Annotated in this window: 11 protein-coding genes; 10 read left to right on the top strand and 1 reads right to left on the bottom strand. The window is 31.0% G+C overall.

Annotated elements, in window-relative coordinates:
• Position 1 precedes the first annotated feature (1 nt).
• The 10 genes from MM213_RS14110 to MM213_RS14065 all read left to right on the top strand — a co-directional run bounded on the left by MM213_RS14110 (position 2) and on the right by MM213_RS14065 (position 11,886).
• Positions 2 to 1,078: a nitroreductase family protein gene (locus MM213_RS14110; protein ID WP_241413223.1), complete on the top strand. Its 1,077-nt coding sequence runs from the start codon at positions 2 to 4 to the stop codon at positions 1,076 to 1,078.
• 5 nt (positions 1,079 to 1,083) lie between these two features.
• The gene (locus tag MM213_RS14105; protein WP_241413222.1) at positions 1,084 to 2,196 is read left to right on the top strand and encodes a polysaccharide pyruvyl transferase family protein; all 1,113 of its coding nucleotides are present in this window, start codon (positions 1,084 to 1,086) and stop codon (positions 2,194 to 2,196) included.
• A 200-nt stretch (positions 2,197 to 2,396) separates the two neighbouring features.
• Positions 2,397 to 3,668: a lipopolysaccharide biosynthesis protein gene (locus tag MM213_RS14100; RefSeq protein ID WP_241413220.1), complete on the top strand. Its 1,272-nt coding sequence runs from the start codon at positions 2,397 to 2,399 to the stop codon at positions 3,666 to 3,668.
• A 117-nt stretch (positions 3,669 to 3,785) separates the two neighbouring features.
• Complete coding sequence (locus MM213_RS14095; protein ID WP_241413218.1) at positions 3,786 to 4,943, top strand: EpsG family protein; 1,158 nt, start codon at positions 3,786 to 3,788, stop codon at positions 4,941 to 4,943.
• Between the two features lie 27 nt (positions 4,944 to 4,970).
• Positions 4,971 to 5,873: a glycosyltransferase gene (locus MM213_RS14090; RefSeq protein WP_241413217.1), complete on the top strand. Its 903-nt coding sequence runs from the start codon at positions 4,971 to 4,973 to the stop codon at positions 5,871 to 5,873.
• A complete protein-coding gene (locus MM213_RS14085; protein WP_241413215.1) occupies positions 5,863 to 6,969 on the top strand; it encodes a glycosyltransferase family 4 protein in 1,107 nt (368 codons plus the stop codon). The genes MM213_RS14090 and MM213_RS14085 overlap by 11 nt, the downstream gene beginning before the upstream one ends.
• Before the next feature lie 81 nt (positions 6,970 to 7,050).
• On the top strand, positions 7,051 to 7,764 hold the full coding sequence (locus MM213_RS14080) for a WecB/TagA/CpsF family glycosyltransferase (protein ID WP_241413213.1): 714 nt from the start codon (positions 7,051 to 7,053) through the stop codon (positions 7,762 to 7,764).
• Between the two features lie 240 nt (positions 7,765 to 8,004).
• On the top strand, positions 8,005 to 9,438 hold the full coding sequence (locus tag MM213_RS14075) for a capsule assembly Wzi family protein (protein WP_241413211.1): 1,434 nt from the start codon (positions 8,005 to 8,007) through the stop codon (positions 9,436 to 9,438).
• 238 nt (positions 9,439 to 9,676) lie between these two features.
• Positions 9,677 to 10,192 (top strand): cupin domain-containing protein, encoded by a 516-nt coding sequence (locus MM213_RS14070; protein ID WP_241413209.1) that lies wholly within the window; start codon positions 9,677 to 9,679, stop codon positions 10,190 to 10,192.
• 398 nt (positions 10,193 to 10,590) lie between these two features.
• The gene (locus MM213_RS14065; RefSeq protein ID WP_255806973.1) at positions 10,591 to 11,886 is read left to right on the top strand and encodes a nucleotide sugar dehydrogenase; all 1,296 of its coding nucleotides are present in this window, start codon (positions 10,591 to 10,593) and stop codon (positions 11,884 to 11,886) included.
• Between the two features lie 504 nt (positions 11,887 to 12,390).
• Here MM213_RS14065 and MM213_RS14060 read toward each other — a convergent pair.
• On the bottom strand, positions 12,391 to 12,545 hold a 155-nt coding region (locus MM213_RS14060), incomplete at its 5' end, for an ATP-binding protein (RefSeq protein ID WP_241413393.1).

Below are 12,545 nucleotides of genomic sequence, written 5' to 3'. Positions count from 1 at the left end.
TATGTTGAAATCATTATTAAAAAAAATTATTCCTGAGAGAGGAATCTGGTTTCTTGCAGAATCATTAGAGAGTTTTAAGTTTTTTATAAATAGAATTATAAAAAGTAACACATTTTTTGTTGCTATTAGTTTGAGCTTCAACAAAAACTATATTAGGGAACATAAAGCTTTTTTAGAAGGGGCTTTCATTTACGAGAACTCTAGAAAAAAAAACAGTTTGAATATTCATTTTCTAAGGCGTAATGTTCACAGAATTGAGAAAGGAATGATCATGAGACCTAGAAGAAGTGAATTTGCTGTCAGGTTCATATATCAAACCGTAGTAGCTTTCAAGGTATTAGTTGAAAATAATAAAAATGATTTTCTGAGAAGTGAATTTGATTGGTCATTTCAGGTGCTTGATCAATATTTTAAAATAGTTTCTTCTCAAAATGTCAATTATATAAAGGCTAATGAAATTTTCAAAAGTTTAAGCGAACATTTTAATGTTGATAAAGCTACAGTAAAATTACCTTTTCCAAATAGTAACGCCATTAGTAAAGTTACTTTTGATGATTTTTTGGATCTAAATATTTCTAGAAAGTCAGTTCGATGGTTTTCAAAAAAAACTGTTCCTTCAGAATTAATCAATAAAGCATTAAACGTTGCTTTACAATCTCCCAGTAGTTGTAATAGGCTTCCATATAGGTATTTCATTTCAAATACTGATTTGAAATTAACGAATGAGATTGCCAATGTTTCTCCAGGTACGATTGGCTGGTCTGAAAATATTCCAGCAATAGCAGTTCTTGTTGGTCAACAAAGAGCCTTTTCTAATGTTGCCAATAGGCATTCAATTTATGTAGATAGTTGTCTTTCAGTGATGCCTTTTGTTTTGGCTTTAGAAAGTTTAGGTTTAAGAACCTGCCTAATTAATTGGGCAGATATTCCAGAAAATGAAGATAAAATGAAAGGTCTATTAGGATTGGGTGAAGATGAAAAAGTCATTGTTTCGATTGCCATAGGTTATCCAGAACATGAAGGATATGTTGCATATTCTCAAAGAAAATACATTAATGAAATTTCTCAATTTATATAAGAATTATGAAAATAGCCATATTGAATGCAGAAGCAGGTGGGAATAAAGGTGCTGAAGCAATGCTAGAAGTTTTAATAAAAAAGCTAACCCAACGATTTAGCGGAATTGAACTTTTTTTAGAAGTTTCAAGTAAAATCGAATATTATAATGATGTATTCTTACCGAGATTATCGAATGATAAAATTAAGGTGATGAGATTTAAACCAAAAAGCTTATTGAATCCTTTTGATTTGGATGTAAGTGAAATGGACTTTGCAATCGACATTGGAGGAATTAACTTTCATGATGGCTCTTTTCGCTCTACATTAAGAAATTTAGTTAGATATTTACCCTTTGTCAAAAAGAAAGGGAAATTAATTTTCTTTACTCAAGATTTCGGGCCAGCCAAAAAAGGATATAATATATTTCTAGCAAAAATTATATTATCAAGATCATTAGGAATATTTACTAGAAGTCAGTTTTCCTACAACGAGGTATTGCGAAATTTCAAAGTTAGTCCAGAAAAAGTATTTGGACCATTTCCAGATAGTACTTTGGTATATCATCCAGAAGAAAGTGCTAAACTGCCATTTGAACTGGATGAGAATTATGTAGTATTTTCCCCTAGTGCTATAATGTACTCAAAATTTGGTAAAGAGTATCTTGAATACTTTTATAAATTGTATTTACAACTATCAAACCGTTTTAAAATACTAATTCTCGTTCATAATTTTACATTGAATGAAAATAATTCTGATAATGAAGTTTGTTTGAGTATTAAAGATTACTGCCCTGACGCCATTCTTTTTAATGATAATGTATCAACTGCAACTTTTAAATACATTCTTAAAAATGCAAAATTTTCTGTAAGCTCTAGGTACCATGTGGTGGTAGGATCCATTTCACAAAATATTCCTTCTTTGGCCATTGGATGGAATCCAAAGTATGAATCTTTCTTAAAGTTGTATGACAAAACAGAATGGAATTTAAAATTTGACGATCAAATTTTAGAAAATACGCTTAAATCTATTGAATCTATAGAGTTAGATAAACATAGTGAAAAATTAGAGTTAAGAAATTTTGACTTAAAAGAGAAAGTTAATAATAGCTTTTCAAAACTATTTAAGCTGCTAGAGTAGGACTTTAGATATTATAAATGATCTTAATCAATTTGTTTTTATTATGTGTTATTCCATGTAAAGTTTAAAATGATTTATTTTAGTGTTATCCATCCAACTTTTTAATACAATAAAAAGTTGGATGGATACAAATCATTCGATTATTTCAGCTCAAAAATACAATAGTCATTTTCAACAATTACAATTAGTAAATAAATATTTTGAAATTAAATATAAATAAATTAAGAAACAGCAAGGTAGTTAAACATTCTTTGGGCTACACTGCACTTAACTTTATTGAAAAACTCCTACCTTTTTTAATTTTACCAATTTTAACGCGGGTTCTTTCCAAAGAGGAAGTTGGTCTTTTTGTTTTATACCAAACATTGGTTGAAGTACTGATGCCAATAGTGACATTAAGTATAGATAATTCAATATTAATTAATTACTATAAATTAACAAGTAAAGAATTTTCAAAATACTTTTCCAATTCCTTTTTATTAGTTTTAATTCTTTTTTTCCTTGTATGGTTTGTCATTTTTTGTTTTTCAAAACCATTGGGAAATATTATAGGTTTTCCACCTAATTGGTTAATAATTATCTGTTTTTTAATATTATTCAGATACTTCACAAATTTACGGCAAAGTTTGTGGCGTATTGAATATAAAATCAAATCTTATGGTTTATTTACAATTTCACTATCAATTATTGGTAATGTTTCAGGTCTAATTCTTGTTTTATTATTTAATTATGGTTGGGAGGGGATTTTAATTGGGCATTTGTTTAGTTATTCGATTTTTGGGATCTATTCTATTAAAACCTTTATAAAAAGTCAAATATTAAAAGTAACTGAATCGTTTGTTTATGTGAAATCAATACTAACAATTAGTTTTCCAATTGCTTTACATAGACTAGGGATTTGGTTAGGGTCAGCTGCAAATAAAATTATTATTTCTTCAATAATAGGTGTAATTGCTACTGGTAGTTATGGTGTTGGTGTAACATTAGCAACAATAATTACAGTATTGGAAGATGCTATATCCAAAGCAATAGTGCCTCATATATATGAAAAGTTAAAGGATCCAAACTCAGAAAATAATAGAAATATAGTTAAAATGTCTTATGGAATTTATGCTATTTTAATAATTGTATCCTTAACAGTTTACCTAGGAGGATATTTTGGTGTTGAACTTATTTTTGGCCAGGATTACAGCGACGTAAAATTGTTTTTGTTCCCTTTGATTTTGGCAGCAATGTTTAAAGGATTTTACAAACTACATGTTAATTATATTTTTTTTACATCCAGAACAATTGAAGTTACCAAAATTACTTTTATGACGGGTCTATTGAATATATTTTTATCATACATTCTAGTTGTGAATTTTGGAATCATTGGAGCATGTTACTCGCTTTTGGTGATTAATTTCATTCAGTATATACTTTCATTTTACATTGGTAATAAATTGATTCCAATGCCATGGCTGAAGTTTTGACAATACCAATAGAAATTGATTTTATGAATAAGAAGTACCAACATAGTATTCTTTTAATTACTGAAGAATCGTAAGTATAATATAGGTTTAATTTTAATGAGGTTAATAAAAGTGTATTTGGCTAGGGTTTATTTTCTTTTTTTATTTTTAATATCTCCATTATCTTCATGGTTATTCATTTCTTTAAAGGTTGTTTTTGGAAATTTTAAAAATCATGATATAAAGTCATTCGTTTTTATTTCATGTTGTATACTTTCATTTATAAATACACTTAAAGTCCCAGAAAGTGATTTAATCAATTATGTGGATGATTTTAATTCAATTTTTGATTATGGATTTATTGAGTATTTAATATTAAAAGGCAAGGAACCACTTTTTTATGCTTCAAACTATATAATTTTCCATTTATCAAATGGCAGTGAGTTTTTTTTTATTTTTATTTATTCATTTATTAGTTACATTTTTATATTAAATAGTCTTTGCCTATTACAAAAATTAATGAAATTTGATGATTATTTTCTTTTTTTTGGATTACTTATATTAATGCTATTTCCAAACTTGTTTTCAATTTCAGCGCATTTAATAAGACAGTTTTTGGCTTCATCAATGATTTTATTGGCCTTAATGCGATATGTTGCTATAAAAAAGTCTCCATTTGTTTTATTAGTTGCAGCCTCTTTGACTCATTCCACTTCACTCGTATTTTTCTTAATGTACCTTCCTTTAATGAGCAAGGAAATAAAAGTTAAAAATTATTTTAATTTATTATTAATAGTATTCATTATTTATATGCTTTTTAACATTTTTTTTGATAAGATAATAGCACTTTTCTCAAGTGTTCCTTTTGTGAATTATATAATTTTAAGGATGGCTAATAAAGGCCAAGGAATTGAATTAGAATCAATTGGTTATTTGGGTTTATTGTTATTTTTATTAAATATTCTTTTATTTTTAGTTGTTTTGAAAAGGTATAAATACAATGGATTAAATTTAATTTTTAATTTAATTCTATTTTTAACTGTATTTGTGTTGTTAAATTACCAGAATACTGAACTAGCTTTAAGATTTGGGTTTTATCTATATTTCTTTTTCCCAATTTCACTATACCTTTTTGTAGGAACTGTATCTTTTTTTAATAAAAAATTGTTGTTCAACATTTCACTACTTTTTATTATAATTTTTGAGGTATGGTTTATATTTAAATTGTTTTATGGTACTTGGGAGTACCGCAACTTAGAATATTTAATATTGTATTTACCGCAAAAGTTTTTATGAACGTTTTAAAATCAATTAATTTTAGTTATGAGTAGATTTGCACCAATTTGTTTATTCACTTACAATAGGCTTTCAGAAACAATTTCTACAATAGAAGCTTTAAGAAAAAATTATTTGGCTAAAGAAAGCGATTTAATTATTTTCTCAGACGGTCCAAAGAATATTTTATCCGAAAGAAAAATTAATGATGTAAGAGAATACATCAATAAAGTTGAAGGATTCAAGTCCGTAAAAATTTTTGAATCTAAAATTAATAAAGGCCTGGCAAATTCAATTATAGAGGGTGTATCTAATGTAGTTGGGCAATATGGGAAAATAATAGTACTTGAGGATGATCTTGTTACTTCGCCTAACTTTCTTGACTTTATGAACCAAGCACTTCAGTATTATGAAAATGATAGTGAAATAATTTCTGTTTCAGGTTATACTTTAAATCTTCCTTCTTTGCCAAGGAATAGGGATTTTTATTATGGATATCGGGCATCATCTTGGGGGTGGGGGATTTGGAAGGATAGATGGGAGCAAATAGATTGGGAGATGAGTAACTATGAAGTTTTTCTAAAAGACAAAAAATTAGTTAAAAATTTTTTAAGAGGAGGTAGTGATATGCTTAGAATGTTGAAGAATCAGAGGGAGGGGAGAATTGATTCTTGGGCAATTAGGCTCTGTTTTCATCAATCTTTATTAAACTTAAAAACAGTATTCCCAAGTCGTTCTAAAATTGAAAGTATAGGGTATTCAAAAGAAGCTACTCACACTGTCGGTGCAAAACGTTTTTTAACTATTTTGGATAAAAGTAATCAAAGAGATTTTCAATTTTCACATTTTCAAGAGGTTGATGAAAATCTCGTCAATGAATTTAAACAAAAGTTTTCCATATTGAACAGATTAAAAGATAAAATTAATAATCTACTTACCAATGCGTTCTAAAGTACTTTTTATATTACATGTCCCACCTCCTATACATGGTGCTGCCATGGTTGGAAAGTATATATCTGAAAGTTTTTTAATTAATTCTACATTTAATACTAAATTTATAAATTTAGGTACATCCTTATCAGTAGATGAAATTGGAGATGTCGGATTAAGTAAATTTTTGCGGTTTTTTAATATTTTGTGGAAAGTTTTTGTTTCATTAATCAAGTTTAAACCGGATGTGGTATATATGACACCGTCTGTTAGTAAAAAAGGAATATTTAAGGACTTAATTGTCGTTTTATTAATAAAATCTTTTGGTAAAAAACTTGTGTATCATTTCCACAATAAAGGTGTGGTCAACAATCAAAATAGTAAATTGTACCATTATTTATATAAAATTTTTTTTAATGATGTATATGTGATTTTATTATCTAGATTTTTGTATAGTGACGTGAAAAAATATGTACCTGAGAATAAAGTATTAATATGTCCAAATGGTATCCCAAAGATATCTAATTCATTTGTTAGACCGAAAAAGGAAGGGAATGATAAAGTTAATCTACTATTTTTGTCAAATTTGATTGAGTCAAAAGGGATATTTATTTTATTGGATGCTTGTAAAGATTTAATTCAAAGAGGTATGACGTTTCGTTGTAATTTGGTTGGAGGTGAAGGAGATATTAGTATAAAGCAATTGAAGCAAAAAATTATCGATTTAGATTTAGAAAATTATGTGTATTATTTAGGAAAAAGATATGGTGAAGATAAAAATGAAATTTTTCTAAACTCAGATATTTTTGTTTTTCCTACTTTTAATGAAACATTTGGATTGGTCAACTTAGAGGCTATGCAATTCAGACTACCTATTGTGTCTACTAATGAAGGAGGTATTCCAGACATTGTTGAAGATGGAGAAACAGGATTTATTGTTCAGAAAAAAGATCATTTTGCTTTAGCTGATCGTTTACTACAATTAATTGAGAATGAAGACTTAAGAGTTGAAATGGGGAGAAGAGGAGAGCTTAAGTTTCTGAATAAGTTTACTACTGACATTTTTGAAAAGAATTTCACGAAAATACTTTTGGATATTTTGAAATCTTCTATATAAGGTTAAATACGAAGAAGAATGTACAGTAGATAGTTTTGAAAAAAGGTTTGTAACGATTTTGAATCAAATTTTAAATAAATAATGATTGAGTTATTAAGTTATCCTATTGCAACTGAATATCCTGATTTAATTTTGGAAAATAGAACAATTATAAACACTATAAATCCTCATTCTTATTATGTAGCAAAGAGTGATGTTGAATTTAGGAATGCTTTACTCGAAAGTGATGTTTTATTACCCGATGGAATTGGAATAGTTTATGCCGCAAGTATTTTAAAGAAAGTGAAAATAGAAAAAATCGCAGGGTTTGATATATTTTTATTTTTATTAGAAAAGTTAAACAAGTCTGGAGGGTCTTGTTTTTTTCTAGGAGCATCTGAACAAACTTTAGATTTAATTCAATCTAAAATCAAAAAAGAATATCCAAGAATAGTAGTTAAATCATTTTCGCCTCCTTTCAAGGAAGTTTTTTCTGTGGAAGATAACAAAACTATGATTGAGGAGGTTAACAAATTAAGTCCTGATGTCTTATTTGTAGGAATGACAGCTCCAAAGCAAGAAAAGTGGGTTCACAAAAATAAAATGGAAATAAACGCAAAAGTGATTTGTTCCATTGGTGCTGTTTTTGATTTTTATGCTGGCACAGTTAAAAGACCGTCAAAATTTTGGATAAATTTGGGTCTAGAGTGGTTGCCTAGGTTGTTAAGAGAACCAAAAAGATTGTGGAAGAGAAATCTGATTTCAACTCCTATATTTATAATTGATGTAATTAGAAACAGATTTAGTAATGGGTAGAATTTTATTTTTATTGATTTTATCTTTATTTCAATTTAAGATTACTAATGCACAAAATCTTATTTCTAATAATCTTCGATTACAGGAATATTCAGGAGCACTCAGTTAAATTATGAGCTTGACACAATTCAAGCTTTGTTAAGTTTAAGACCTTTTCAACCTAATCAGATCAAAGACTTTTCCTTATCGATAATAGACAATAATCAAGAGAAAGGTTTTAAACAAGTAAAATTTGGCGTTTTGCCATTTTTCCAAACAATACAATATAACTCAAATAGACCATATGGATGGGCCGACGGGGCAATGATTCCTTCCAAGGGTTTTCAATCATATACTTCAACTGGATTTTTTGCGAAATTATCAATCTTAAAAATCCAAATTCAACCTGAGTTTGTGATTGCACAAAATTTGAGATTTGACGGATTTGGCAATAATAGAACTACCCGAGAAATTCAAAACAGATTTCATTTCTACAACAATGACGATGCTCCAGAGCGATTTGGAGATGGAATATACAACAATATATGGTGGGGACAGTCGAAAATTAGTCTAGAGTTTGGAGCATTTGAAACTGGTATCAGCACGCAAAACATTTGGTGGGGCCCAGGTCAATGGAATGCTTTGACCTTTTCAAACAATGCACAGGGATTCCCACATTTGACTTTGAATACAATCAAACCAGCAAAGACTTTCTTAGGAAATTTTGAAGGACAATTGATTTTAGGTAGGTTAGAAGACTCTGGATTTGCACCTACGCAATTTGATGACATAAATAATCAGCATTTTAAAAAATTTACAGGCGATTGGCGGTATTTGAATGCAATTACCATTTCATATAATCCAAAGTGGCTAAAAGGTCTTTTTTTAGGATTTACTAGAACTTACCAGCAATACAATGTTAAAAGAGGAAATACATTAAGAGATTACTTCCCAATTTTTGACCCGTTTCAAAAGGAAAAAGTTTTTGAAAATGGAAATTCTGTTGATTTTGATTCTGATGCACGTGACCAGCAAGCGAGTGTATTTGCGAGATTTGTAGCGCCTAAAGCAAAAGCAGAGGTGTATTTTGAATTTGGAAAGAGAGATCATAATTTTAATTGGAGAGAAGCCATTATCAATCCAGAGCATGCCAGAGCATATTTATTTGGATTCAAAAAGCTAATTGATTTGCCTCTCGAAAATAAAATGATTCAAGTCAGGGGAGAAATCACACATCAGCAAGAATCTGTTAATAGATATATAAGGTATGCGGGATTGTTAGGTGGAACCTCATGGCATACTCATTATCAAGTTAGGGGGTTTGCTAACTACGGTCAACCTCTTGGAGTTGGCATCGGTACTGGCTCTAATGTGCAAACTCTCGAAGTTTCTCTGATAGAAAAGTTCAACAAAATGGGGATTCTTCTTGAGCGTTTAGAAAACCATCAGGATTTTTACTACCGTGTTTTTGGTCAGCAAAAAGAACATCGGCCTTGGATAGATCTCAGTGTAGGTTTCTTATTTGATAAGCAGTGGAATAATCTGCTCCTAAGTTCAAAACTTCAACTAATCAATGGTATGAACTACCAATGGCAACTAGCCCCTAACAGCACCCCTGAATACCCAAAAGGCGAAAACCTATTCTCTGTGCATAGTCAAGTAAGCTTGATATATTTATTTCAAAAGCAGCAGTAGGAGTGTAAAGGAGGGAGTTGGTTTGAGGGATAATCGTTCAGCGTTAAACGTTCAACGTTAATCGTTTAACGTTAAATGTTCAACGTTAAGGGTTTAGCGCTTAACATTCTTAACGCTTAACGTTTAACGCCCTTAACGCTTAACATTCTTAACGCTTAACGTTTAACGCTCTTAACCCTTAACGTTTATCTACACTAACGCTTATTGCTTAAAAGCTCACCTCTTAACTTCAAAAACAATGTTCAAACCACTATATCAAAATCTCGAAAAAAGCGAAGTCTTCGCACAGATCGAAGTACAGTTGAAAAACTTTCAGTTTGAAATCATTGCCCAAGATCAAATGCGGCCTTGGGGAGGATTTTTCGTGATAGAGCCCAAGCAAATAGAAGCTTTCAAAGAGATGTTCTTCAAAGAAGTTGAAATTGATCTTGAAAACAATCTTTCTTACAGTCCTAAGATTTTATTGGTGGCTCCTAATCAAAAGCTATCTTGGCAGTATCATTTTAGAAGATCAGAGCTATGGAAATTGGTAGCTGGTGAAGCTGCGATAGCTAGGTCTGAAACGGATGTTGAAAATCCTGCCAAAGATATGGTAGAGGGGGAAGTGGTCAGACTTGCACAAGGAGAAAGACATAGGCTGATAGGGTTAGATGGCTGGGGAGTAGTCGCCGAAATATGGGTACATACCGATAGAGACAATCCATCAAATGAGGAAGATATTGTGAGGTTGCAGGATGATTACGCGAGGAAGTAGGTGCACAGGCTCGTTTGATGTTAAAGGTTAAATGTTAAGAGTTTAACATTAACTGTCATCACAAAGCACTAAAAGCTTACAACCTAATTATTTGACTTTGAAAAAGCAACTGAGCCACGTTTTACCACTTAGAGTAATCTTCTTTCTCCTAATTATATTTATTTCTAAAAAAAGGCCAAACTTAAAAAAAGTGTTTTTTGAGTACTTAGCACTTCATTAGTATTCAAAATAGCTTATACCTTAAAAGAAAAGGAGATTAAATTATATTTCCTGATTATACATAATGAAAGTAATGTAATTTATATTATTTTTGTTTTATGATTATTTTTTCCACAGCCCCGATTTACTAAGGTAATTCGGGGTTTCTTTTTTTATCTTTGGACATCAATTCAAAAAAAATGAGCAAAACACCAATTAAATCACTCACAGAATCAAAAATTGCAATCATTGGCCTTGGGTATGTTGGACTGCCATTAGCAGTAGCATTTGCAAAAAATTATTCAGTAGTAGGATTTGATATCAGCGAAAGGCGTATTTCAAGTCTTCGAGGAGGGAAAGATGAAACACGCGAGATTTCGGATGAAGAATTAGCGGAGGTGTTAAGTAAGCCAGATTTTATACTTTCATCAGATACAGAAGTTATAGAAGCTTGTGATGTCTTTATAGTCACAGTTCCTACTCCTATAGACAAATACAACAAGCCTGATTTGCAACCTTTGATTGCTGCCACGAATTTGGTGGGCAAGTCAATGAAAAAGAATGCCATTGTAATCTATGAATCTACAGTATATCCTGGATGTACCGAAGAAGAATGCGTACCTGTGTTGGAAGAGGCTTCAGGACTTCGCTTTAATGAAGATTTTGCAGTAGGATATTCTCCAGAGCGTGTAAATCCAGGTGACAAACATCATACTGTCACACAGATATTGAAAGTCACATCAGGAAGTACAGCTGAAGTTGCGGCGTTTGTTGATGCGCTTTATGCAAGTATAATTACAGCAGGTACATATCAAGCCTCATCTATAAAAGTAGCGGAAGCGGCGAAAGTCATAGAAAATGCCCAAAGGGATATCAATATTGCTTTTGTCAACGAGCTATCGAAAATTTTTAATTTGCTAGATATAGATACCAAAGAGGTGCTTGAAGCGGCAGGGACAAAATGGAATTTTCTCAAGTTTTCACCAGGTTTGGTTGGAGGTCATTGTATTGGGGTAGATCCTTACTATCTAGCCCAAAAGGCCCAAGAGGTTGGTTATCATCCTGAAATCATCCTAGCGGGTCGGCGGGTAAATGACAGTATGGGTAAGTTTGTTGCCACAGAGTTGATAAAGATGATGATGCGTAAGGATTTAAAAGTCCTTGACGCCAAAGTCTTAATTTTGGGATTTGCTTTTAAGGAAAATTGTCCTGATTATAGGAATACAAGAGTTATTGATATTTATAGCGAGCTACAGTCCTTTGACATGGATGTGGATATATATGATCCATGGGTAGATAGTGATGGAGTGAAAAGGGAGTATGATGTTAGCATGTTGGAAAAAAATGAAGAATTAGACTTAGATAAGTACGCTGCTATCGTATTGGCAGTATCCCATGATCAATTCAAAACACTCAAAATAAATAAGTCAGAAGACAGGGTTGTTTTTGATGTAAAAGGAATATTACCAAAATCCCATATTGATGGCAGACTTTGAGGAGGTGGAAGATAATTGTTAATTGTTCAATGTTAAGCGTTCAATACTAATTGTTCTACGCTTTCAACAATTAACTTTTAACACATTCGACCCTCTCAACATATAAAAGAATATGGGGAAATGAATACCGTAACTTCATTTCCCCAAAAAAACTAATAGGATTCAAAAACAATAGCGCTGTATTTTTCCTATATACCGTAAACCAAGAATGGAAAAGTTGCTTAAATCACCGATGTAAAATTAAGCCTTTATTTTATTCCAAAAAATACCCTGTTGTTGGTATTTTTTTTAAAAAATTGTACTAAAAATTGCACTTTTTTTATAAAACTAACCCTTTTTCTCAAAATATATCATCTTACTTGGGGGAGTGGGAGTTGGGTGAACGTTCAGTCGTTCAACGTTCAATCGTTAATTGTTTAATCCGATGATCTTGACCACCAATCCGGTCATTCTGACCACCCCTTCTTTTTGGGTTTTCAGTTACCGTTTTAACGGCAATTAAAGTTATTGTTTTTTTCTCATTGATTCACCTTTTAGCTCTATTCTGTGTGCTGTATGAACGAGTCTGTCAAGAATGGCATCAGCAATGGTACTGTCACCTATAGTTTCGAACCATTTTGTGACAGGAAGCTGTGATACAACTATTGTAGAAGCTCTTC

Source organism: Belliella alkalica (assembly GCF_022549785.1).
Lineage (GTDB): Bacteria > Bacteroidota > Bacteroidia > Cytophagales > Cyclobacteriaceae > Belliella > Belliella alkalica.
Note: the sequence above shows the minus strand (reverse complement) of the source record. Positions and strands in the feature narration are given on the sequence as shown.